This is a genomic window from Paenibacillus zeirhizosphaerae, assembly GCF_030705605.1.
Taxonomy (GTDB): domain Bacteria; phylum Bacillota; class Bacilli; order Paenibacillales; family Paenibacillaceae; genus Paenibacillus; species Paenibacillus zeirhizosphaerae.
This window is the reverse complement of sequence record NZ_JAPCKK010000016.1, coordinates 641296-665525: the sequence shown is the minus strand read 5'-3', so window position 1 is coordinate 665525 and position 24230 is coordinate 641296. Positions and strand designations below refer to the sequence as shown.

General features: G+C 48.7%; 16 protein-coding genes and 1 pseudogene. 13 read left to right on the top strand and 4 right to left on the bottom strand.

From position 1 onward, the window contains the following. Window positions 1–32: 32 nt before the first annotated feature. The 7 genes from OIN60_RS12790 (at window position 33) to OIN60_RS12760 (ending at window position 8313) form a co-directional block, all read left to right on the top strand. Window positions 33–1085, top strand: coding sequence for an aldo/keto reductase (locus OIN60_RS12790; RefSeq protein WP_305755238.1), 1053 nt, complete (start codon window positions 33–35; stop codon window positions 1083–1085). 148 nt (window positions 1086–1233) lie between these two features. Further along, complete coding sequence (locus OIN60_RS12785; protein WP_305755237.1) at window positions 1234–2190, top strand: ArsR/SmtB family transcription factor; 957 nt, start codon at window positions 1234–1236, stop codon at window positions 2188–2190. Window positions 2191–2364: 174 nt separating this feature from the next. Beyond that, complete coding sequence (locus OIN60_RS12780) at window positions 2365–3666, top strand: ABC transporter substrate-binding protein (protein WP_305755236.1); 1302 nt, start codon at window positions 2365–2367, stop codon at window positions 3664–3666. Between the two features lie 73 nt (window positions 3667–3739). Next, window positions 3740–4630: a carbohydrate ABC transporter permease gene (locus OIN60_RS12775; RefSeq protein ID WP_305755235.1), complete on the top strand. Its 891-nt coding sequence runs from the start codon at window positions 3740–3742 to the stop codon at window positions 4628–4630. Beyond that, on the top strand, window positions 4630–5436 hold the full coding sequence (locus tag OIN60_RS12770; protein ID WP_305755234.1) for a carbohydrate ABC transporter permease: 807 nt from the start codon (window positions 4630–4632) through the stop codon (window positions 5434–5436). The genes OIN60_RS12775 and OIN60_RS12770 overlap by 1 nt, the downstream gene beginning before the upstream one ends. 34 nt (window positions 5437–5470) lie before the next feature. Next, window positions 5471–7231 (top strand): glycoside hydrolase family 2 protein, encoded by a 1761-nt coding sequence (locus OIN60_RS12765; RefSeq protein WP_305755233.1) that lies wholly within the window; start codon window positions 5471–5473, stop codon window positions 7229–7231. Window positions 7232–7275: 44 nt separating this feature from the next. Then, a complete protein-coding gene (locus OIN60_RS12760; RefSeq protein WP_305755232.1) occupies window positions 7276–8313 on the top strand; it encodes an aldose 1-epimerase in 1038 nt (345 codons plus the stop codon). A gap of 375 nt (window positions 8314–8688) precedes the next feature. Here OIN60_RS12760 and OIN60_RS12755 read toward each other — a convergent pair whose 3' ends face one another. Then, on the bottom strand, window positions 8689–9114 hold the full coding sequence (locus tag OIN60_RS12755; protein WP_370872480.1) for a GNAT family N-acetyltransferase: 426 nt from the start codon (window positions 9112–9114) through the stop codon (window positions 8689–8691). Between the two features lie 314 nt (window positions 9115–9428). On the opposite strand from OIN60_RS12755, the pseudogene OIN60_RS12750 reads away from it, so the two are divergent. Next, a pseudogene (locus OIN60_RS12750) lies at window positions 9429–12044 on the top strand (DUF5695 domain-containing protein); the annotation flags it as partial. 166 nt (window positions 12045–12210) lie between these two features. On the opposite strand, the gene OIN60_RS12745 reads toward OIN60_RS12750, so the two are convergent. The 3 genes from OIN60_RS12745 to OIN60_RS12735 all read right to left on the bottom strand — a co-directional run bounded on the left by OIN60_RS12745 (window position 12211) and on the right by OIN60_RS12735 (window position 16244). Next, complete coding sequence (locus OIN60_RS12745) at window positions 12211–13005, bottom strand: SDR family NAD(P)-dependent oxidoreductase (protein WP_305755230.1); 795 nt, start codon at window positions 13003–13005, stop codon at window positions 12211–12213. 114 nt (window positions 13006–13119) lie between these two features. Next, window positions 13120–14133, bottom strand: a complete 1014-nt coding sequence (locus OIN60_RS12740; protein WP_305755229.1) for a helix-turn-helix transcriptional regulator — start codon at window positions 14131–14133, stop codon at window positions 13120–13122. A gap of 119 nt (window positions 14134–14252) precedes the next feature. After that, the gene (locus OIN60_RS12735; RefSeq protein ID WP_305755228.1) at window positions 14253–16244 is read right to left on the bottom strand and encodes a methyl-accepting chemotaxis protein; all 1992 of its coding nucleotides are present in this window, start codon (window positions 16242–16244) and stop codon (window positions 14253–14255) included. Window positions 16245–16399: 155 nt separating this feature from the next. Here OIN60_RS12735 and OIN60_RS12730 point away from each other — a divergent pair, with 155 nt between their 5' ends. The 5 genes from OIN60_RS12730 to OIN60_RS12710 all read left to right on the top strand — a co-directional run bounded on the left by OIN60_RS12730 (window position 16400) and on the right by OIN60_RS12710 (window position 24167). Then, complete coding sequence (locus OIN60_RS12730; protein ID WP_305755227.1) at window positions 16400–16927, top strand: GNAT family N-acetyltransferase; 528 nt, start codon at window positions 16400–16402, stop codon at window positions 16925–16927. Between the two features lie 243 nt (window positions 16928–17170). Continuing rightward, window positions 17171–17713, top strand: a complete 543-nt coding sequence (locus OIN60_RS12725; protein ID WP_305755226.1) for a YfiT family bacillithiol transferase — start codon at window positions 17171–17173, stop codon at window positions 17711–17713. 21 nt (window positions 17714–17734) lie between these two features. Then, window positions 17735–18640: a hypothetical protein gene (locus OIN60_RS12720; protein ID WP_305755225.1), complete on the top strand. Its 906-nt coding sequence runs from the start codon at window positions 17735–17737 to the stop codon at window positions 18638–18640. Window positions 18641–19085: 445 nt separating this feature from the next. Then, window positions 19086–20240, top strand: coding sequence for a response regulator (locus OIN60_RS12715; RefSeq protein ID WP_305755224.1), 1155 nt, complete (start codon window positions 19086–19088; stop codon window positions 20238–20240). Between the two features lie 141 nt (window positions 20241–20381). After that, window positions 20382–24167, top strand: coding sequence for an LPXTG cell wall anchor domain-containing protein (locus OIN60_RS12710; protein WP_305755223.1), 3786 nt, complete (start codon window positions 20382–20384; stop codon window positions 24165–24167). Window positions 24168–24230: the final 63 nt, after the last annotated feature.

Genomic DNA, 24230 nt, shown 5'->3' with positions numbered 1-24230 from the left:
AAAAAATGAATAACTATGATTAGGAGGCATATATGAAATATTATTTCTTAGGAAAAAGCGGATTACGCGTCTCGGAGCTTGCTCTTGGCACCATGACGTTCGGAACGGATTGGGGATGGGGCGCAGGCACCGATGAAGCCCGCAATATGCTGGATATTTATCTTGACCGAGGCGGAAACTTTGTCGATACGGCCAGCGGTTACACGAACGGAAGCTCGGAAAAAATGCTGGGTGAAATTCTGGGCGAGCGGCGAAAGCGAATCGTTCTTGCTACAAAGTATACGATGAATACGCACCAAGGCGATCCGAATGCAGGCGGAAATCACAGAAAAAACATGATCCGCTCTGTTGAAACGAGCTTGTCGCGAATGAAAACAGATTATATCGACCTGCTGTATCTGCACTCCTGGGACAATACGACGCCGGTGGAAGAAGTCTTGCGGGCCATGGATGATCTTGTGCGAGCGGGCAAGGTGCTCTATGCAGGGATATCGGATACGCCAGCCTGGCAGATTTCGCGGATGCAGACGATCGCGGACCTGAGAGGATGGTCTCCTCTGATTGCTCTGCAAAACGAACATAGTCTGATCGAGAGAACGTCGGAAAGAGAGCTTGCTCCGATGGCTCGGGAAGTGGGGCTTGGGGTTGTTGCCTGGTCGCCACTGGCCAACGGCCTTTTGACCGGAAAATATTCAAGAGAGGATTTACAGCAGCGCAGCACCGAATCCGAGGGCTGGAGCTCGCGGGTAACCATGATGGCTAACCATGGTATGTTAAACGAGCGGGTATTTAATATCGTGGATGAAGTCACAAAGGTAGCAGATGAAGTGAATGCTCCGGCAGCGCATGTTGCGCTGGCATGGCTGAGAGCCCAGTCGTCTGTTACATCCATTTTGCTGGGTGCAAGCAAAGCCGGGCAGCTTGAAAGCAATTTGAACATGCTGGATTTGAAGCTGTCTGAAGAGCAACTGCAAAGACTCGACGCGGTAAGCTCGATTGAGCTTGGGTTTCCACACAAATACTTAAATGATCCTGCAAATCTGTGGGGCGTTTTTGGGGGCGTAGCGGTCAAGCGCCGAAATTGAAAAATACGATCATTTCCGGCAATCCCCCCTAAGAGGGGGATTGCCGTTTTAATACAAAACAAATAATTAAATACAGTGATGTTGACTCATTTGAGGCATACAAGTAAAATTATTGTAATAAAACACAATACATGAGGAGGGGGATGCAATGCTGGAGCTTAGTTTTGATGATCCTGACAAGCTGGTGATGGTCACCCATGCATTGTCCACCCGTTCGCGGGTTGATATTCTCCGCCTTCTGATCTCCAAAAACCTTAATATTGTTGAAATCGCCGAAGCGCTTAAACTTCCAGTATCCACTGTAGCTAGCAATATCAAGGTTCTGGAGGCTGCAAGACTGATCAATACGGAGCTGCTTCCCGCCTCGCGTGGTGCGATGAAGGTGTGCAGCCGCAACTATGATGACATTCATATTGCGCTGAATCTGGAGAAAGCATTGCCCAAAGGAGATATTCAGGCATATGAAGTGGACATGCCAATTGGCCATTATAGCGATTGTGAGGTATCTCCGACATGTGGCATGGCCAATGCTGACGGCATGATCATACGCGAGGATGAGCCGGCGAGCTTTTATCATCCGAAGCATGTCGGAGCCCAGATTATATGGTTCCGCAAGGGGTATGTGGAATATTTAATGCCGCTTGAAATACCGGCAGAGGCGCGGATCGAATCGCTCGAACTGTCGATGGAAATATGCTCCGAAGCTCCAAACTATGACAATAACTGGCCTTCCGATATTTCTTTGTGGATTAATGATGTCGAGATTGGCATGTGGACGTGTCCCGGTGATTTTGGGGACAGGCGTGGGAAGCTGAACCCGGCCTGGTGGCATGAATGGTCTACCCAGTACGGACTGCTCAAGACATGGCGAGTGGACAAAGATAAGACGATGCTGGATATGGAGAAGGTATCCCCGGTTACTCTGGATCAGCTCAATCTGCAGAACAGCCATAAACTGCGGCTGCGCATCGGAATTAAGCCGGATGCTGTTTATCAGGGGGGCATCAACCTGTTTGGGCGGCAATTTGGAGATTATGATCAGAATATCAAAATGACCGTAAATTATGCTATGGATCAGGACGATGGTGAGATGGAGAGGCTTTAGTTGCAGGTACACTGTAACTAAAGCCTTTTTTTAGTTTATTGATTACATAAAATATGTTTGAAAGCGTTGACATATAGAATTAGCAGTTATATACTCCCTAATATATACAATAATAATGAAATAAAACAACATTATTGTTTGTATCTATGAAACTAGCGCAAAGGGGAGGTTTACATGAAAAAAAAGATAAGGTCGCTGTCATTAACGTTATTGCTCTCGTTTTCAATGGTTTTAAGCGCATGCAGCGGAAACGGCGGCACTGAGGAGCAGGCTGCCGGCGAAACGTCTGGTGACGGAAAAGTGACATTATCCTTCTGGACACTGTTCGATGGTGGCGATGGTGAGAACATGCAAACATTGGTCGATGAGTTCAATAAAACCCACCCGAACATCGTAGTAAAAAATACCAAACTGGCTTGGGGCGAATATTATACGAAGCTCATTACCTCTGTGGGCAACGGTAATGGGCCGGATGTGGGTATATCCCATACGTCCAGACTCCCGGACCTGGTTAATCAAGGAGTAGTAACCGAGCTTGATACCCCGGCTGCTGATGCGGCTGTGGACTGGGGCACCTACAATCAGAATCTTTTGGATGCGGTTACCGTAGACGGACAGCATTATGCAGTGCCGATTGATACGCATCCATTTATTATGTACTACAACAAAAAGCTGCTGCAGGATGCGGGGCTGCTTGGCGAGGACGACAAACCGGTGTTTGAGCAATCGCCCGAAGGTTTTGTAACCTTCCTCAAGGCGTTGAAGGAGAAGCTTCCGGCCAAGGTTACTCCATTCGCTTTCTCCAATGTCAATGATGATCCTTATCGTCTATGGTGGGCCTTGTACTCGCAATTGGGCGGTAATGATGTGATATCAGATGATTTGAAGTCGGCGGCCATTGATAAAGAGAAAGGCATTCAGGCGGCGGATTACATCCAGAAGCTGTTCACCGAGGGATATATCAAGAAAAACGATCCTGACTTCTATAAAAATTTCCAGAGCGGCACGGCAGCAATTATGATGACAGGCGTCTGGGCAACAGGAACGTGGGAATCCACGAAAGGGCTGGAGTTCGGTGCCATGCCGATCCCGAAAATTTTCGATCAGGAAGCGACATGGGGAGATTCCCATACGATTATTTTGCCGCTGACTCAGGATGAGGACCCGGCCAAACGCAAAGCGGCGATGATTTTTGCCGATTGGGTTGCCGAAAACGGCCAGGTGTGGGCGAAGGCCGGACATATCCCGTCCAAACCATCTGTGCTGGAGAAACCGGAATATAAGGATCTCCCTTACCGCAGCGATTATGCCGAGGTCGCAAGTGTGGTTAAATTCAGCAAGCAGTCTACGAAAGATTGGCAAATTCGTGATGAAGCGGCATTTAAATTTTTGAATGAAGTATGGACGAACAAAATGACTCCGGCTGAAGCCATGGACAAGATGGAAGCTGCCATTCAGCAAATCCTGAGCGAATAGTAAGGCAGGCGGATCACATAAGCCGCCGGATGCTGATCCGTCGGCTTGCGTGCCAACAAAGGGGGACGCACATATGAAAATCAAAAAATGGAGAGCAGACCTGCAGGCGCTTTTATTCCTGCTTCCATTCCTGATCGTGTACATTTTGTTTACGATCTGGCCGATGATTAAGGGCGTTGAGATGACCTTTTACAAATGGACATTGATCCGCAAAATGGGTTTTGTCGGACTCGACAACTTCCGCAAGGCGCTGCAGGACAGAGAGGTCTGGGAGGCGTTGTGGCACTCAACCTTTTTCGTGATCTTAAGCACGCCAACGATGATCATACTGTCCATTCTACTGGCCCTCATTGCCAACCGGAAATCGGTTTTGCAGAAATTCTACCGCATTATCTTTTTTATACCTAGCGTGCTTTCTGTTGCCGTCGCAGCTTATCTGGGCTTATTCGTCTTTCAGCCTTACACCGGACTTGTGAACTCAACACTGCATTTCATTGGGTTATTGCCCGGGGAATCAGAAATCTTCTGGCTGACGGAAACGGGGCTGGCGTGGGTCGTTATTACGATAGTCACCCTGTGGTGGACGGTCGGTTTTAACTTTATTTTGTATCTGTCGGCTATGCAGGAAATACCGGACGAGATTTACGAAGCGGCAAGGCTGGACGGTGCGAGCGATACGCAAATCTTTTGGCGGATTACGCTGCCGTATCTGACGCCGCTGACCAAAACGATTACGATGCTGCAGATTATCGCTTCATTCAAAGTATTTATGCAAATTTATGTCATTACAGGCGGCGGTCCGCTGGACCAAACACGTCCGATCATCCAGTTGATCTATCAGACTGGATTTAAGAACAACAATTTGGGTTATGCCGCGACCATGTCCTATATTTTGTTCGTCATTTTGCTGGTGCTGTCCGCGCTGCAATACTGGATCAATAACAGGAAAGGAGCGGAAAGCTGATGAAATGGCTGTATCGTACAGGCTCCGCGATCATGGCGCTTTTTTTCGCGGCTCCGCTCGTCTGGATGCTGGTCGTATCCGTCAAGGAAGAAGGCATGAAGATTATCACCGTACTGGACTGGTTCAAACCTCCGTATTCGCTGGCCGTTTATCAGGAAGTATTGACGACCACCAAACTGTCCCAGTGGACGGTCAACAGCTTGCTGGTAGCCGTGGTGGTCACAGTGCTGACCGTTGTTTTCGCGGCCATGGCGGGATTTGCCCTGTCCAAGGTGCCGTTTCGTTACCGTACGTGGATGTTCTTCTTCATCCTTGGCGGGCTGCTGATTCCCGGAGAAGCGACCATTATTCCGCTCTATCAGGTTGCGAAGGATCTGGATTTACTGAATTCATACAGCGGGCTCATTATTCCGATGCTGGCCTCTCCGGTGGCTGTCATTGTGCTCAAAAGCTTCTTCGACGGCGTCCCCAATGATTTACTGGAGAGTGTACAAATTGACGGCGGCGGCATCTGGAGGATTTTCACGAGCATTATGCTGCCCTTGACCCGCCCGGCCATGGCTTCGATGGCGATTCTGACCTTTATCGGTTCGTGGAACAACTTTCTGTGGCCGTTCCTGTCCATTACGGACGACAATTTGTTTACGCTGCCGATGGGGATTCCCACACTGATGGGCCAATACTCGGAGGATTACGTTAAACCGATGGTGATCAACGCGATTGCTTCTGTGCCTATCATTATCTTGTTCATTATTTTTGAAAAGCAGATCGTAAAAGGAATCAGCATGTCCGGCATCAAGGGATGAGCTTAAATAAATCAAAGGGATAGGTGGAAACCGTATGACTACAAAAGCTTATATCAAAGATTATCCGAGGCCGCAATTTGTGCGCAAGGAATGGTTGGATTTGAACGGACAATGGGACTTTTGCTTCGATGATGAAAGGATTGGGGAAACGGAGCAGTGGTTCAAGCAATTTCCGGAAGGGCAAAAAATTATCGTGCCATTTACCTATGAAACAAAAGCGAGCGGCATCGGGATCGAGACCTTCCATCCGCAGGTCTGGTATCGTAGAAGTGTAGTGATCCCGCAGGAGGTGGCAGCCAAAAGGACGATTTTGCACTTTCAGGGCGTGGACTATAAAGCGAAATGCTGGGTGAACGGTGTGCTTGCCGGAGAACATGAAGGTGCATATGCGGCGTTTTCGTTCGACATAACGCCATATATTAAATACGGCGCGGAAAACAATCTCGTGCTTGAGGTGCAGGACAGCCAGAGCTGTACGCAGCCACGGGGAAAACAGCGCTGGGTGGAGCAAAATTTTGAATGCTTTTATGTGCAGAGCACGGGAATTTGGAAAAGTGTGTGGATCGAGCATGTGAACGAGGCAAGAATTGAGGCGGTCAAAATGACGCCTGATATCGACCGCCATATGATCCGTTTTGATTTCCAGCTCAAGGGCATTGAAGACAAGAAGAATTTGCGTCTGGAGGCGGCCATTGAACTGAAGGGACAGCCTGTAAGAACCGTTAGCCTGTCTGCCGACAGGTCCTGGATCACGGTGGAGGTCAATGTGCTTCATGAGGCAGGCGGTCCGTGGAAGCAAAGCTTGTGGTCGCCGGAATCGCCAAACCTGTACGATGTGCAGTTTGTTTTGTATGAGGGTGAGCAGGAGCGCGACCGGGTGTCCTCCTATTTTGGTATGCGGAAAATATCGATTGAGAACGGGCAGATTCTGCTGAATAACGCCCCGCTCTATCAACGGCTAATTCTGGATCAGGGCTATTGGCCGGACAGCCACCTGACTCCTCCATCCGAGGAAGCGCTTATTGAGGATATCGATAAAACGGCGGAGATGGGCTATAACGGGCTCCGTAAACATATGAAGCTGGAGGATCCGCGCTTTTTATACTGGTGTGATGTGAAGGGCATGCTGGTCTGGTCGGAAATGGCGGCTACCTTCGAATTTAATGACGATGCGGTCAGCCGCTTTACAAGGGAATGGCTGGAGATTGTGCCGCAGCAGTACAATCATCCAAGCATCATCACTTGGGTGCCGTTTAATGAATCATGGGGCATACCAACCATTGCCCATGATGTGCGGCAGCAGCAGTTCACACAAGGCATCTATCATCTTACGAAGGCGATTGATCCGTACCGTCCTGTCGTCACCAATGACGGATGGGAGCACACCGTCTCGGATATTTTGACTCTGCATGATTATGTGGAAAAGGGCGCAGAGTTCCTGGAGCGGTATCAGGACAAGGAGAGTATTGTTAACAACCAAATCTCCTTTAATCAATGGAAGCGTGCGTTTGCGGAAGGATACGCCTATCGGGGACAGCCGATCATCATCAGCGAATTCGGCGGCATTGCGTTCCAGACGGATAAAGGTTGGGGATACGGGAACCAGGTGGATTCCGAGGAGGCCTTCATCGAACGCTTTCGTGCCATCACCGGAGCGATTAAGGCGACTCCTTATCTCGCGGGTTATTGTTATACACAGCTAACTGATGTGCAGCAGGAGGTCAACGGGCTGCTGACGGAAGACCGCCAGCCTAAGGTGCCGCTTGAGGTGATTCGGGAGATTAACTTGGCTTAAGCTGAGCATGTACACAGATTTTTAGATAATAGGAGCTGATCCCGATGCAAAAAGTAGAATATCCCCACCCGTTCACTAACGCAGCTTGGGAAGACGAATATCAAGGGGAAAAAGCGGTTTGGCTGCGCTACGGTCCTTACGAGGCGGTGATGCTTCCGCAGATCGGCGGCAATCTGGTTGCCTTCCGCGATCAGGAGCTGTTGTGCTGTTTCCTGCATGAACCGGCACCGGAGGAGATGGAGGCCTTCAAGGCAAGGCCGATGATTCACGGCATCCCGGTGCTGTTTCCGCCGAATCGTTATGAGGACGGGCGGTTCGCCTGGGATGGGCGAACACTGCAGCTTCCTGTCAATGAAGAGGAGACAGGCAACCATCTGCACGGCTTTCTGTACAACATACCGTGGACTGTAGATGAATATGGACAGACCGGACTGGAAAGCTTTGTATCTGTCTCGATTATGATCGATGAAAGCCATCCGGTATACGCGGTCTTTCCTTTTCACTTCAGCATCACCTTGCGTTATTCGCTTAGCAGCGATGGTCTTATGCAGTATGTGAGGGTTCGCAATCATGGCAATACCGTGATGCCGTGCCTGCTGGCATTTCACATATCCGTGAACGCGCCGTTTGTTGCAGAGGGTTCGGCGCGGGACTATAAGCTGAAGCTGACGGTCGGACAGCGGTGGGAACTGGACGGCCGTATGCTGCCGACGACGCAGTTTCAGCCGCTTACGCCGGAGGAGGAGCAGATGCGTGACAGCGGCGTCTATCCTTTCTTTGCGGACATGGATAACCATTACACCGCCGTGCCGCAAAACGGGCGCAACCGGATGGAACTGCACGATACAGTGAGGGGAATTACGCTGGTCTATGATGTTGGAAACTCGTATAAACAATGGATGATCTGGAACAATAGAGCGCAGGAGGGATTTTTCTGTCCGGAGCCTCAGACCAATTTGGTCAACGGCCCTAATGTTGATTTGCGAGCTGATGAGATTGGCGTATTCAGTCTGCAGCCGGGGGAGATCTGGGAGGAAAGCAGCAGGTTTTATGTGCGGAAAGCGGTGCAGGACAATAATTGAAAATGCCTTTGACATGAATTTATAAAAAGGTCAAAAACAGTGAGAAAGTTACTTGTATTCAGGATATCGTGTCCACAAAAAGAGCTCTGTTGTTTAAACGCTGGCAGAGCTCTTTTTCTGTTGTCTATAGTTTATTCTCGTTGACCAGCTTTAAGACAGGGTTGAGAGAATCCTGTGTATAGAATTTACCGCCATCTGAAGGTACGGTTACTGCATAGTGGTTGAAAGATTCAAAATCATCAGGACTTGCTATTTGATAGGTTAAACAAGTGTCGACTAATTGTTGTAAATCCTCGTGGTTTTTTGTTGGCCTTGGGAAACACATTACATCGGGAAAATCGAGTACATATACGTAAGTATCAGTTACTCTATATTTCATGCTCTGAATCTGCCCATAACCACCGTATTATAAAACCTGCCGTCAGCCAGCAGCTTATCGTTCTTCAGCACACAAACTCCAAATTCCACTTTATGAGAAAGCCGTTTTAAATCATTGCCTTCGCATCTGGGAAATCCGACGATCCGTCCATCAACCTCGACTACCAAAAACAAGTTTCGTGGTTTCTCTATGTCTGCTTTAATCAACTGTTTGAAACCCGTAACGTCGATAAAAGCCTCTCCCGGTTCCCTGTCCAGATACTCGGTCTCGCCATCAATCCGCAATCTTAATTCGGATAGCTGTTCCGCATCTTCAGGGGTAGCTGTTCTTATGGTGAAGGCGATTTCTTGGTTATGTATTTCGCGTTTATTCAATTTCGACTCTCCTATCGGCGGCCAGACGCAAGAGTTTTTATATTCCATTAAAGAGAATCTTCATATTAGTATGAAGATCAATTTCAATTTATAGCGTAAATTGGCCTCAGTCTTCTCGTCAAGCCTCTTTTAGGCAGGGACATCACCATGAGCGGAATGGGTCAGGTATTTATTTCCAATCTTGTGAAATTTCATATAATAGATTTGTAGAGAGGAGGGCCCTTCAAGAAATCATTTTTTAAACCGATTTAAGAAAATGTTTACCTACTTCCTGAAAGGAGGAGGGTGGTTTACGAAATCGGATAGATTCGCAGAAGAGTGCTGTTTTGGCCATTCCGAATTAAATAAAGGAGGAACAGCGTATGAGAGGACCTAAAAAGGCTGCAGTCTATACTATCTCTAATAGCAATTTTCGGGTGACGACCGGTGATCATGGAGAAATTACGAACCTGCAAATCGTCGGTGACAGCTTTCCAACCAACTATGTGATGAATGCGGTTAACGCTCCCCAGCAAAATACATCTGACCACCAATGGCTGGGTGAGCTGATGTTTACGTACCGCCTGAATAATGGAGCATGGACGACAGCCTGGAGCAGCCGTTCCGCCGATGGGCGGACAATGAGTCAGAGCGGCAGCACCGTCAATGTGACCTATCAAAACTCTAGTAATGCGCAAGGGATTCGCAATTTCAAAGTGGATGAATCCTATTCCTTGGCCAGCGATTATTTGCGCTGGTCGATCACGGTGACGAATACAAGCGGACAAGCATTGGAAATCGGAGATTTCGGTCTGCCGTTGCCGTTCAATGAGTACTGGTCCGGGGGCAATAACGAGCAAATTTATGAAACCCGGGTTGTTACCCACTCCAATGTGGCCAACAACAATTCCTACATTACGGTTCAGCGACCCAGCGGAATCGGGAACACGCTGCTTATGGTACCCGACACCTCCACTGGTGCAGGCTTTGAATATATGGACAACTGGCGTGTCGAAGAGCATGCAGGCAGCACCTGGGCGGCCGATCAGGGCGGCTGGCCTGAAGGCTTGACGGTGTTCTATATTCATTCCAATGTGATCAAGAGCACTAATCGCGGCTATTTGCCAAATACGAGCCTTGTACTGGCGCCTGGAGAGAGCAGAACGTATGCGTTCAAATTTTTTAAAGCGGCGAATGAGCAGGCGGTAAAAGACAGGCTGTACGAGGAAGGTTTGGTTGATGTTACCGTCATCCCCGGCATGATCGTGCCGACGGATCAGACCGCCAAGTTCAGCCTGCGGGCGAAAAAGCCGATCACGTCGGTTGTTGCACAGTATCCTTCGCAGACGACGATTACTCCGCTTGGCACCGTTGCGGGAGGTCACCGTTTATACTCGCTGCGGCTCAGCAGCCTGGGCCAGAATAACATTACCGTCAACTACGGCAACGGCGAAAAAACCGTGCTGCAATTTTACGCCATCGAGCCGGTCGCTGATGCTTTGCAGCGCCATGCGACTTTTATGGTCGAGAAGCAGCAGTGGAATGTGCCCGGTGATTTGCGCGACAAAGTCTTTGATGACTGGATGATGCAAACGAAGTCGCGCAGAAATGTTTTTAACGGATATTGGGGCTGGGGTGATGATTGGGGTCTGACGCACGGCCAGTTTCTGGCTGAGAAAAATGTGCAGAAGCCGGTTGTCTCGGAAATTACCGCGGTGGACAAGTATCTGGAAACCGCAATTTGGACCAATCTGATGAACGGACATCATTCGGATTATCTTATTCATGACTTTTTAATGCCTGAGCCGAATACGACGCCGACTTACCGGGGATACGCTTATCCGCACGTGTATAACACCTATTTCAGCATGTACAAGATTGCCAAGCTTTACCCTGGCATGGTTAGTTACATTCATCCTCGAACAACGTACTTGCTTCGCGCCTACAATATTTTCAAAGCCCTCTACGACGGCCCGGTTGCTTACAACTGGAATACCGGTTTGATGGGTGAAATGACGACACCTGACATCATCAAGGCCCTGCGGGATGAGGGTTATACGGCACAAGCCAACGACCTTGTGAGCAAAATGGCAACCAAATACAATAACTTCAAAAATACAACGTACCCGTACGGCTCGGAGTACAATTACGATAATACCGGTGAGGAATCCGTATACACGCTGGCGAAGATGAACAGCAACCTGCAGATGATGGACAAGATCAACACCAAGGTGCGTGCGACGCGCGGGCATATGCCGTTATGGTATTTTTACTCCGTGCCAGTGACGATTACCGGGGAGCCGTGGTGGAACTTCCAGTACACGGTCGCTCTGCAGGGATATGCGATGGATGACTGGGTGCGCAACCACTCCGCCAAGCCTGAGGTCGAGCAGCGGCTGACCTATGCCTCCAAGCTCGGCAACATCAGCGCGATCAATTCCGGGCAGATCAGCTCTGACCCGGCTAATATCGGCGCGGTAGCCTGGACCTATCAGATGACCAAAGGCAACTATGGGGCATTTGGTGTTGGAGGCGGACCGTTATTCAACGGATGGCGAGGAATGTCCGGCGAAGCCGATCTTGGCTTGTGGGGCGCAATCAAAATTTTGAGTGCCGACGTGGCGGTCGACCCGCTCTTCGGCTTGTACGGCTACGGCTGTGAGGTGAGCGAAGCCGGGGGCAGCTATGTTATCACACCGAAGGATGGTGTGTTTCAGCGGCTGAATCTGATCACCGAAAAGCTGGGCATGTCAATGGAGCGCGATATCTACACGACGGCCACCGTGGCTAAGAGCAAAAGCAATATCCGCTTTTCGTTAACCAGTACGACGCCCGGAACAGCCCATACGACGAGAGTGACCTTCACCGGACTGCAGCCGGGATCGTACGATATTCTGCTCAACGGCAACGCGGTTGGACAATTCACGACTGTGAACGGACAAGCGACTGTAGCCGAGCTGAGCATCGGGACGGCAACCGCTTACAATGTTGAGCTGCGGCGTAGACCTTAAACAGCATACAGTCTAGGACGGGAACACCTGTGAAGATATGATTCGGATCCCAGCTAAAGCGGGAGTATAAAAATAGAAATAAATTTAATCAGCCTTGGTCCTGAATTCACCAGGATCAAGGCTGATGTTAATTGAGCAGTCCGTAAGCATAAAATTAAAAAATAGTGGGTACCATTCCTCCATCCATACGGATTGGAGAACCTTTAAACGCAGATGCATAAGGACTGCATACAAATGTAGCCAACCTACCGATTTCAATAGGCTTGATAAACCGCTGTATTTCAGATTGAGGCAGGTTTGTGGTCATAAATTTTTTCTCTTTGTCTGCAAAAGTCATACCTTCATCAGAGTACATACTCTCAATAATTTGCTGCACATTTTCAGAGAGTGTCGGTCCCGGCATGATCGTGTTGACGGTAACTTCTGTCCCTACAGTCAATTTAGACAAGCTCTTTGACAATGATAACAACATGGATTTTGTCATACAATACTGGGGCATTTGTCCTGAAGGCATAATGGCTTCTTCACTCGCAATAAAGATAATGCGCCCATAATCATTTTTCAACATTTTAGGTAAATAAAATTTAGATAAGCTATTTGCAGCCAGAACATTGGTACGGAAGTATTTTTCCCATACTTCATCATCAATGTCCTCATATTGCATAATTTCATAAATGCCCATATTGTTTACTAAAATATCAATATTGGGATATTTTTCGAACAAAGCTTCTCTTTGTTGAATATCTACAAGATCGGCTGTAGCGTTTTGGGGAGAGGTAGCTGGGAAATCTGACTTGATTTCATTTACAGTGCGTTCCACCTCATCGTAATTTCGTCCATTAATGAGTACATGAACACCTTCTTTGGCAAGTTCAATGGCAATTGCCTTACCTATGCCTTTCGTTGATCCCGTAACTAAAGCTGTTTTATTGTTTAATCCCATGTCCATAATAGTTTGCTCCTTTTAATCTGTTCTGGATCGTAATTTATATTATCTTGTCCGTATGGTTCGGTAACTAGCATGCTGCGCCAAAGTTCTTGTTTAACGCGCCAATTATAAAACTCAGTCGTGCTGGCTCTCTGTAGAATTGCGCCAATTTGAAGGAGTCTCACCTTCCCAAAGGCGAAAGGCCCGGTAGAACGAGTTCTGGTCTTCATATCCAAGCAAGAAAGCCACCTCTTTAATATCGAGCGAGGGGTCTGCCAAGTACTCTCGTGCCTGCTCATGTCTGGCTTGTGTCAACAGATGCTTGAAGCTCGTATTCTCGTCAGTAAGTCGGCGCTGCAAGGTACGATCGCTCATCCTCAACTCCTTCGCGACAGCCTGAATATCGGGGCGCCCTGCTGTGAGGCTGCGTTTCATGATCCATTTGACCATCTGGGTAATGGAGCGGCTTCGCTGCTGTTCATCCAACGTTCTGTCCAGAACGGGACTCAGAATCTCCAGCAACTCTTCGTTGTACGAGACAAAGGGGCGGTCCAGATCACTTCGATGCAGCGTCAACCTGTTACATTTTGCACCAATTCGAATAGGGCAGCCGAAGTAAGCTTCAAGGGCCTGTACATTACCCATGGTGTGTGAAAACTCGACGAACTGTGCTGTCAAAGGCTGCCCGGTGCCCCGGCGTCCAAGCTCCAGAAGAAATGCCAGTGTGATGCCCACCAGCACCGGCGGACCGGGCTGTCCGGTATTCTGCCATTCCAGTTCGATTGTACAGTGCTCGCCCTCCTCGGTGATCCGTAAGCTTTCAGGGGGACACAGCCGTTTGTACCGGGCCATTCGGTTGAGCGCGTCGCGGTAGTCACGGGCGTGGTAAGTCGCCAAGACAGCGGGTGGATACTGCGCTGTTTCAAAGATGGTAGCAAGCTTGATAATTCCTTGGGCAGTATCACCAATGAGATCGGAATAAGCCTGCCAGATGGCGTAATATTGGGCAGGAGTGACTACTGGCTCCGTAATAATCGTGAGCGGCAGTCGTGCTTTACGAGCTACGTCGTGGGCAGCAATCCCTAATTGGCGTAATCCTGCCCAAAAACCTGGCGGGATTTTAATACGGTCAGAGGTATGAGACTTCATACATTATGGACCTCCTTAAGCTGCGTACATATTCATTTCATTTTAAACCAAAATTATATTGATGCAAAAAGCCGTCCTTCAACGATATCGAAGGACGGCTTTCATATGCGATATAGTAATTATTGACCAGCTTCACCGTTGGAAGCATGCAGCTTGAACCGTGCAACCAGCAGTTGGAGCTGCTCGGCCATCCGAGTCAGATCTGCGGCGGAGCTGCCGATCTCCTCCATAGATGCCAACTGCTGCTGCGCAGCAGCAGACACGGTCTCCGAATTGCCCGCCGTTTCTTGGGAAAGACGTCCAACCTCTTCCATGGCATCAACGACATTAGCCGAATTCCGGGCGAGTTCGGCGGCAGCCACCGCAATGGAATCGATTTGCTGCGCCGATTTGCCGATCGACCTGCGAATGCGGGAGAAGGAACGTCCAGAAATGTCCACGGCCGTAATTCCTTCGCCAACGCGTGCCTTGGCCGCATCCATCCGGGCAGTGGCTGTTGCCACACCGTTTTGGATGTCGTGAATCAAATCGGTAATCTGCTGCGCGGACTGTGCGGACAGCTCGGCCAATTTACGGACCTCTGTCGCCACAACACTGAAGCCACGGCCATGCTCGCCTGCACGTGCAGCCTCAATGGACGCATTCAATGACAGCAGATTGGTCTGCTTGGCAATTTCGGAGATGGTGCCTACAATACTGCCAATGTGTGATGAACGTGTATTCAGATCCTCAATGACGCTATCCAGCTCCGATACAGTGGTCTGGATGCTGTCCATTTTCACGACGGCTTCTCCAATCGCTTCACTTCCGGAATCTGCAAGTGTAATGGAAGCGGCGGCGATATCGGACATCTGCTGCATGGATGCTGAAATATGATCCACTTCGGCGGACATTTCCTGCATCCGCTGATCCCCTTCACGAATCGTGACCAATTGCTTCTCTGTGCCTACCGCAACCTCCTGCATGGCGATGGTCACATGCTCTATAGCTGAAGTGGTCTGTTCCGCTCCGGCTGCCAGCTGTTGGGAGGAGGAGGACAGATTTTCAGTCATCTCCTGCACCTGTGAAATCATGGAACGAAGGTTATCCACCATCTGCTGGAAATGGCGGGACAGCTCCCCGATTTCATCATTGCCGGCTGTCGCCACCTGCAGCGTCAAATCCCCTTCGCTGATCTGCTCGGTATTCCGCTGCAGCCGTTTCAGTGGTCTCAGCAGCGAATGAATCAGCAGTGTGGCCAGCACCCCAATGACAAGAATAGAAGCGATAATAACGATCAGGGTCGTATTACGGATCGGCTTGACGGCGTCGCTGATCTCAGTGTTCATCATGCTGCCTGCCACTTTCCAGCCGGTAAGTTCATTGGTTGAGAAAATCATCTGCTTTGTCTGCCCGTCGTATTGATACAGAAATGTACCTTTGTCAGCGGCAAACAGTTTCTCTACATAATCAGTGCTAATTGCTTTTCCAAGTTCTTCGGTAGGATGAGCCACGTAATGCTTGGACTGATCCATAATGAAGACGTAACCATGCTTGCCTACCTGAATATCGGTCATTTCATGCAGCTTGGTTAAATTGAGGGACAAGGACAATACGCCACGGCCGTCCGCAGTGGTACGCGAGATGAAAATCACCGGATTATTTTTCGAATCGATAGTGACTGCAGATATAACCGTCTGTCCGGGCTGTGCAACTGCCTGCTGGTACCAGGGCCGCTCACGCGGGTCGTAGTCATCGTTGGAGACATCCTCACGGGCCCGTACCATAGTTTTATTTTCCGTCCCAAGAAAGATGTTCTGTACTTCTTCATGAGTAGCCAGGTAAAGCTTCAATTTATCACGTAGGCCGGAGGCTTCCGGATTAGCGGCATCTTCAGAGTCAATCAGCCGCGCATACTGATCGATATCTGCTATTTTGCTGCCAATCTGTTGGGAAACGATCTTGTTAGCTGTGTCAACATTGATGCGAGCGTTGTCCAATAGCTGCTGCTCAAAGTTGCGTGACGAGGAATGATAGGATAACGTACCTACAATCACGGCGGGAATCAACATGACGATCAAAAAAGTAATCATCAGCTTCCTATGCAGCGTCATTCTGGTTAGTGATTTCATACAAAAGACCCCTTTTATCTAGTGTAAAACACGACGTGTTAGTAATATCGGTTTTATGGAGCCAAATCTGTATATTTTAGAAGCGACAATTTTTCTACATTTTGCTAGAATGATTGTGAACTGGCAAAGCTTAATTGGACACGAGGAGGTACCGTATGCATTTGGAAACGGCAAGACTGTTGATTCGTGATTATGTGCCGGATGATGGGAAAAGTGTACATCAATATGCGTCAAATGAGACGGTGTGTAGATACACGATGTGGGGGCCGAATACCGAACATCAGACCAAGGATTATATAGAGCAGGTGATTGCAGCACAGGGGCAGAACCCCCGCTTATCTTATGAATTAGCGGTGATTCTCAAGGAGGAAGAACAGCTTATCGGAGGATGCGGGCTTGTATTGAATACACCCAACGGAGAGATCGGGTACTGCTTTCATCCCGCTTACTGGGGCCGGGGCTATGCGGCCGAAGCAGCAAGGGCTATGCTGCAATTCGGGTTCACCGAGCATCATCTGCACCGGATTTATGCAACATGCCGGCCCGGGAACGTGGCATCCGCTAATGTGATGAGAAGGATCGGCATGAAGCAGGAGGGACATTTGCGCGAGCATTTGTGGTTTAAAGGCCAGTATCATGATTCCTACTTGTTTTCTATTTTAGAGCATGAGTTTCACGGTTGAGCTGCATTTGCATAAAATTAACAAACGCAGTTCGTTCTTCTCTGGGAGACGGCTGCGTTTGTTCGCTGGGGGATTACCTATGCAGTCATGGAGAATGTAAAGGTAGGGAACATTGCAGACGAAGGGAAGTAGGGGAGATTTTTTGTGCTCGAAGACCCTGATGGCAATTTGTTTGATGTGTGGTAGCATCATGATTATGAGCTGGTGTTCTGAGCTGATTACTGCGAATTGGGAGGAATGGATATGAATCAAGCAGACGATGAACTGCGGTACCCTGTTGGGAAATTTGAGTCCGTGCCGACGCCTGATACCGCACAACGTGCGGCGTATATAAAGGAAATAGCCGAGATGCCGCGCATTCTGCGGGAGCTTGTACAGGATCTGACACCTGGTCAGCTGCGGACACCTTATCGTCCGGGAGGCTGGACCGTGTTGCAGGTCATTCATCATTTGGCAGACAATGATATGAACGCCTATATCCGTTTCAGAAGGGGATTGACGGAAGACAACCCGGTCATTTCCGGCTATCGTCAGGATTTATGGGCTCAGCAGGAGGACTATTCGACTGAAGCAGCGAAAACCTCTCTACTGCTTATCGAAGCGGTGCATGGCCGCTTTACAGCCTTGCTCCATACTCTGGGCGAGGAAGACTATCAAAGGACGTTCAGAAATGAACAGCTTGGCAGTATGACGCTGGATACCGCTCTGCAAAGATACGCATGGCACGGCAGACATCATATGGCGCAGATTCGCTCATTGGTCGAACATGAAGGATGGAAAGCCTGATCTAATATTAGGAGGTTAATCATGGAGCTTTTAACCAGGAACGGATTTGAGCGGGCAGCGTCATTTATGAAGCATAGGGCCAGAAGGCTGGAGCGCGCCTTGTTTGAATATGAATTTGAGACGGGTCCCTTTGATGACGTGTTGACAGAATTGCAAGCATACCAGAATGAAGATGGCGGATTCGGACACGGGCTGGAAGCGGATCTTCGCTGCCCGGATTCCTCCGCTCTTGCAACGACACGGGGACTAGAGATTCTGCAGGCTGGAGAGCCTTCGGAGCTGCGCGCGGAGATGATCCTCAATGCATTAGGTTATCTTGAAGATACATACCATCCGGAGCTAAAAGGCTGGGACATCATCCCACAGCAAGCGGAAAGTTATCCCAGAGCCATCTGGTGGCGTTATGGCATGTTCAGAGACTACTGGGGCAATCCTAATGCCGATATCATCGCTTTCTTTATTGATTACCGGTCTGTATTCAAGTTTACGAATCTGAATGAATTAATTGATCATGCCCTTGAATACTTGCTGCATCAAAGTGATTTGTCTGAAATGCACGAGCTGTTCTGTTATCTGCACCTGGCGGAAAGATTGGATAGTGAGCAGGGGAACAGGATAGCTGAGCAACTTGAGCTGTTCCTGGACCGGTGTGTAGATATCCGTACCGGGGAGCGAACAGGTTACGGCGCAACTCCGCTTCAGGCGGTGGATTCTCCTATGTCTCCTTTTTATAAAAAGTATGAAGAAGTGATTCCTGCCGAGCTGGACCAGCTTGTCCATAACCAGGCAGAGGACGGTTCGTGGGAGCCCAACTGGACTTGGAACCAATATGAAAAGGAATGGGCAGAGGCCAAGAGAGAATGGCAGGGTGTGCTTACCTTACAGGCTCTCAGAACATTGCGGAACTTTAACAGAATCGAAAGCTGAGGCAGAGACCAGGAATGCGGGAACCAGACAGCACATGTAGCTGAGGCCTGGCGTGGTGGCAGAAGATATTAACCTATAAAATCAACAAACGCAGTTCGTTCTTCTTCGGAAGACGGCTGCGTTTGTTCGAAGCAGTTCTAATTGCGCAGCATACTCCTACATATTGTGGTGATCCACTTGAATCGAGTTTTTGGCCGTAAGACCTTAGTCAGCATCTTTAAAGTAATTTTTAGCTACGCTTTCGAATCTATTGGCAAAACGTGAACCAGATAGTATATTGAGAAGGAATGCAGTGCATTTAGGAAAATAAATATCATATATAGGAAATTCAAACAGTTGATTTAGGAGAAACGACATCCTCCTTAATTTTTCCAGTGTCTGTATACTATTGAGGGTGGCCTTCTTTGAATAAAGCGATCATTAGCAGTAGGGAGCAGACGGATCTATGAAAGTAATAGTTATCGATGATGAAATTCTTGCAGTTGAGTTTCTGGAACGGCAACTGAAGCAGCTTCCCAATATTGAAATCGTGGGAAAATACTCAGATGTGCGGATGGGAAGGGCAGAGATATTGCATACACCGGTAGATGTTATTTTTCTCGATATCGGTCTGCCCGGAATGAACGGAATCGAATTGGCCAAGGAAATTAAGAGAAAAAGGCCAGGGGTATCCATCGTGTTTGTCACGGCGTTTAATGATTATGCTGTGCAGGCATTTGAATTGGAAGCGCTTGATTATGTGGTGAAGCCGGTAAGTGTGCAGCGTTTGGCCAAAACGATTGAGCGAATTCGGAACCGTATGAGGAGCCAGCCTGAGACGGAGGTTGCGGCAGTGGAGCCTTCATCTTCATCAGGCATTCGAATCAATCTGTTCCGGCAGGTGATGATCGAAGGCTCCTCCGGCGAATATAAGCTGCTTCAGTGGCGTACAAATAAGGCACAGGAGTTATTTCTGTATTTGCTCCAGCACCGCGGACAGCCTGTCCGTAAATCGATGCTGATTGAGGTGCTGTGGCCGGAGTATGAACTGGATAGGGTATATGGGCAATTGTATAATACAGTGTATCATGTGAGACAAACGCTGCGGCCGTTTCTGAACTACTTAAAACTTGCAACGGTGGCGGAGGGTTACATTTTGCAATTGCACAATGTCCTTGTGGATGTTGATGAATGGAAAAGGATGCAATCTTCGCTGGACGCCCCTTCAGGAGAAACTGTAAGAGACTATCTGAGAGTGATCGAGACATATACAGGAGATTACCTTGGTGAATATGATTATTGGTGGCTGGAGAGCGAACGTGAACGTCTGAAAACATCGTGGCTGCAAACGGCATTTGCTCTTGCAAGCTGGTTTGAAAAACAAGGAATGACCGGCGAAGCAGAAAATTGTTACTTAAAGATTTGCGACATCTTTCCTCAAGAGGAAAGATCTCATTTTGCATTAATGCAAATTTATGCTGGCCTGCAAATGAACAATAAGGTGATGCTCCAATACAGCAGGCTGGAGAATGTCATGCGGGAGGAATTGGGGGTAGAACCAAGCATCCCTATTATTGAATGGTTTGAGTCATGGAAAAAGAAAATAAGAATAAATATATAACCAGCCCCGGTATATCTGGTACTCCAGATAAGGTGCTGGCTTTTTTTTATCCTGTTTTAGATTAGAAAGGTCGCAAGAAACAGCAGTAAAGATTCTCTGGCGGAATAAAATTAAACAGAAGAGGGTGACGGATTTCAAAAGATGAACAGAAGAAAACTATTAGCCATCATTATGGCGTGGGTGCTCGTCCTTCAAGTGATATCCGGAATCGGAATGTTACCGGCCAATGCGGATGACCCGGCTGGTTCAACGGAAATGGCAACAGTAACCGGAGATACTTACGGGACAACGGAAGAGACAGATTCCGCCACTTCCGTATCAGAGACGGAGAGCATTCTGACGAAGGTTACCGTCAAGGACTCGAAGGGAACGGTAATTGACGCTGTATACAATCCGGATCGGCTTGACCGCTCGCATCTGGGCGACGCCGTAACGATTGAATACGAGTGGGCTCTGGAAGATGGACATGGCTACAAGGACGGGGACATATTCGAATTTGACATTCCGAAGGAATTCACCATCTATAACACCATCAACGGGCAACTGATAAATGACGACGACTTCAGTGTCGGGGAGTTTACGGTTGACATCAATGGCCATGTAGTCATGAAGTTTAACAGCAATGTAGAGCAGTATTCGGAAATTGGCGGAAAGCTGGAAATTCATATAGTATTCAGTACGGAAACGATCAAAGGAAGTGTGGAAGTTCCGATTTATTTTCCCATTAAAGGCGGGGTACAGGTTGTCAAGGTCAACTTTGAACCCAAGGATGGAAACCTGCTGAAGAAAGCGGGGGTTGCGGTCAAGGACACCAACATTGATTGGACCCTCGATATCAACACTTCCCTGGCTAAGATCAGCAAGGCTGAGGTTACCGATCAGATTCCGCAGGGGTTGACACTTGATCCGGGTTCCATTCATGTGTACCGGCTTCAGGTTAATCTGGACCGGGAACCGGAGCTGGGGACCGAAGTGACCCAGGATCACTATACCCTTACGACGGAACCGGATGGGTCAGCATTCCGGCTTGCATTTACCGAACCAAGCATTGATTCCGCTTATCGTATTGTGTATTCCACGTTGGTTACCGGGGAAGAGGAGACTAGCTTTACCAACGCTGCGGAGCTGAAGGATCAGAATGGAATTGTGGCACAGGAGAGCAAGACGGTAACGATCCAGCGCGAAAAGCTGCTAACCAAGGAAGCCGGCACCTACAATCAGGCAACACAGAGTGTGTCCTGGACAGTGAAATACAATTATGGTGCAAAATCGATTCCGCAGGCGGATGCTTCGATTAGAGACCGTTTTGATCAAAGCATGGATATTGTCGTTGGCTCGCTGAAAGTGTACAAAGCGCTTACAGGCGAGGAAGTGAATTCCAGTCTGTATAAGATAACTCCTGTCTCGGGGGTTGATGGAAAGAACGGATTTGATCTGCAGTTTTTGACGGACATTAATACTGCGTACAACATCAAGTATGAGACGAAAATAAAGGGCCGGGTATATCAAAATACGCCGGTTACGAACAGCGTCTATTCCGAGCTCTCGGGCAAGGAGACTTCTGCTGCAGCAACGCACACATTCCGTAGCGGCATCGGCGTGAAATCGGTTGCCTCAACCAATTACAGCAGCAAGGAAATTACGTGGAGAATTGTAGTAAACCGGGATCAATGGCCGATGACGAATCTGGTCATTGAGGATGCTTTTTCGGGCGGCGGGCTGGAGTATATCCCGAATTCTCTGAATATCAGTGCTTCGGGGGGGACTGTTCTGCCTTATAAGCTGGAAGACAGCAAGCCTGATCAGGGATTCAAATTAAGCTTTACAGGTACCTTTAAAGATACGTACACGATCACCTACAAAACCAAATTTCATCCAGGGAAATCCGTGTACAAAAATACGGCGTTGCTCAATTGGACGGAAAAAACGTCGCAGTATCCTGGTCCTGTGAAGGTGGAAGCTTCCTTTACGCCAAACAAGTATACAATCAATAACGGGTACAAAGAAGGCCGCTATGATCCGCGTGAGAAAAAATTAACCTGGGACGTTATCGCAAATTATAATGGCTTTCCTATCACGGGTGCCGTCTTAAGCGACGAGCTCAAGGAAGGGCAAAAGCTGGTTAAGGACTCTGTCCAGGTATATCATGCGAATGTGCTGGCGAATGGAAATGTAGTGAAGGGCTCCAAGCTGGTGCTGGATTCGAGCCGAATTCAGTATAGTGGCAATCTGTTAACCATTGATCTGGGTAACATTTCCTCTCCCTACTGGATCACGTTTGATACCAAGCTGGATAAAACGCTGGTAGCTGACGAAATTCCCAACAAAGCGATTCTCACCGGAGAGGGTGGAAAGAGCTGGAGCTGGGACAAAAAAGTCACCATCCCGTACGGGGAAGTGTATATCGATAAAACCGGTGCAAGAAAGGGAGACCTGATTGACTGGCAGATCAAGATCAATGAGGGACAGTCCTATGTGGAAAACGCGCGTATTATCGATACGCCAAGCTCCAATCAGATTTTGGTTAAGGATTCCTTCAAGCTGTACAAAGGGGCTGTGGCGGCGAACGGCGCTGTTACACCTGGCGAGCTGCTTACGAAAGGAACGGATTACAACATCACATTCCACAATGACGAGGCGAATGATCAGGAAAGCTTCGAGCTGACCTTCACCGGACCGATTGAAACGGCTTATGTGCTTCAATATTCCTCGAAAATCGCCGTGTCTGCTGACCGGGAGCAAGTCACCAATCAAGCTGTCTTCAAGGGCGATGGTGTAACCACAGGTGTGCAGGAAACGGAAGAAACGATCGAAATCCGCTATTCTAATGGCTCTGGCACAGGCTCCGGGGTACGGGGAGCATTGACTGTCACGAAGGTGGATAAGGATGATCCATCCCTTAAGCTGGCTGGCGCCAAGTATGAGCTGCGCAACAGCGCTGGTAAGGTGGTTGGCGAGAAAACTACAAATGATCTGGGTCAGATCACGTTCACCAAGCTGCTATATGGCACTTATACGCTGATTGAAACGGAAGCGCCTGCTGGTTATGTGCTGGATGCTAAGGCTCATTCTGTAGTCATTGACAGATCTATTCAGCAAACCGGCGGTATCAAGAGCGTTACGCTTATAAACGAGAAAAAGTCGCATGAACCCGGAAACCCAGGAGGTCCTGGGGAACCAGAAACACCGGAATACCGGCTGGAGATTGTTAAGCTGGATTTTGAAAATTCATCCCTTCTCCTTGCAGGAGCCACCTTTGAGCTGAGGGATCAGGGACAGCAGCAGGAGCCTATGACGCTGACGACAGATTCCAGCGGAACGGCGGTATTTACCGGATTGCGCCCAGGTGTATACACCCTGAAGGAAATCGCAGCACCGGCAGGGTATCAAATCGAGAATGCGGTCCGTAATGTCGTCATCGGCCAGGAAGGCACACCAATAGACGATATCGTCACCCTGACTCTTACGGTTACCAACCGCAAGGTGACAGTTCCACCGGGTAACCCTGGAACTCCAAGCGACCCGGGGGATAACGATGATGACGATGATGATTCAGGTTCATCGGACCCTGGTTCCGATCAAGGCACAGGAAACGGGTCGAATCCACCAGGGGAAACGCCAGGAGGTAATGCCCCGGATTCATCTCAGGGAACTGAAACGGGCACTACACCTGATCCGACACAAGCATCCGAAGCTGAAACAGGTGAAGGCAACGGAGTAGAAGTCCCTAATTCGGGCGCGGCCGGGGGACAGGGACCCTCCGGTCAGATGAGCTCTTCCGGCGATAACGCTGTCACTACGGTCGGAAAGAATCACACCCTTCCGCAAACTGGTGAAAGAAGTGCACTGCCTATACAATTGACCGGACTGGTCATTATGCTGCTAGGCATCTGGTTGAAATTACGCAAAAAGCAAATAAAAGAGTAACTGGATAATATGGGGTACCTCCTGAGGCTGTAAAAATTCAGGAGGTACTTTTTTTAGATTATA

What these genes read in the sequence shown, in the direction of transcription:
- OIN60_RS12710 (WP_305755223.1), top strand. Translation starts at nt 20,382, where the DNA reads ATGAACAGAAGAAAACTATTAGCCATCATTATGGCGTGGGTGCTCGTC.
- OIN60_RS12785 (WP_305755237.1), top strand. Translation starts at nt 1,234, where the DNA reads ATGCTGGAGCTTAGTTTTGATGATCCTGACAAGCTGGTGATGGTCACC.
- OIN60_RS12740 (WP_305755229.1), bottom strand. Translation starts at nt 14,133, where the DNA reads ATGAAGTCTCATACCTCTGACCGTATTAAAATCCCGCCAGGTTTTTGG.
- OIN60_RS12725 (WP_305755226.1), top strand. Translation starts at nt 17,171, where the DNA reads ATGAATCAAGCAGACGATGAACTGCGGTACCCTGTTGGGAAATTTGAG.
- OIN60_RS12745 (WP_305755230.1), bottom strand. Translation starts at nt 13,005, where the DNA reads ATGGACATGGGATTAAACAATAAAACAGCTTTAGTTACGGGATCAACG.
- OIN60_RS12790 (WP_305755238.1), top strand. Translation starts at nt 33, where the DNA reads ATGAAATATTATTTCTTAGGAAAAAGCGGATTACGCGTCTCGGAGCTT.
- OIN60_RS12730 (WP_305755227.1), top strand. Translation starts at nt 16,400, where the DNA reads ATGCATTTGGAAACGGCAAGACTGTTGATTCGTGATTATGTGCCGGAT.
- OIN60_RS12780 (WP_305755236.1), top strand. Translation starts at nt 2,365, where the DNA reads ATGAAAAAAAAGATAAGGTCGCTGTCATTAACGTTATTGCTCTCGTTT.
- OIN60_RS12715 (WP_305755224.1), top strand. Translation starts at nt 19,086, where the DNA reads ATGAAAGTAATAGTTATCGATGATGAAATTCTTGCAGTTGAGTTTCTG.
- OIN60_RS12770 (WP_305755234.1), top strand. Translation starts at nt 4,630, where the DNA reads ATGAAATGGCTGTATCGTACAGGCTCCGCGATCATGGCGCTTTTTTTC.
- OIN60_RS12760 (WP_305755232.1), top strand. Translation starts at nt 7,276, where the DNA reads ATGCAAAAAGTAGAATATCCCCACCCGTTCACTAACGCAGCTTGGGAA.
- OIN60_RS12775 (WP_305755235.1), top strand. Translation starts at nt 3,740, where the DNA reads ATGAAAATCAAAAAATGGAGAGCAGACCTGCAGGCGCTTTTATTCCTG.
- OIN60_RS12735 (WP_305755228.1), bottom strand. Translation starts at nt 16,244, where the DNA reads ATGAAATCACTAACCAGAATGACGCTGCATAGGAAGCTGATGATTACT.
- OIN60_RS12765 (WP_305755233.1), top strand. Translation starts at nt 5,471, where the DNA reads ATGACTACAAAAGCTTATATCAAAGATTATCCGAGGCCGCAATTTGTG.
- OIN60_RS12755 (WP_370872480.1), bottom strand. Translation starts at nt 9,114, where the DNA reads ATGGAATATAAAAACTCTTGCGTCTGGCCGCCGATAGGAGAGTCGAAA.
- OIN60_RS12720 (WP_305755225.1), top strand. Translation starts at nt 17,735, where the DNA reads ATGGAGCTTTTAACCAGGAACGGATTTGAGCGGGCAGCGTCATTTATG.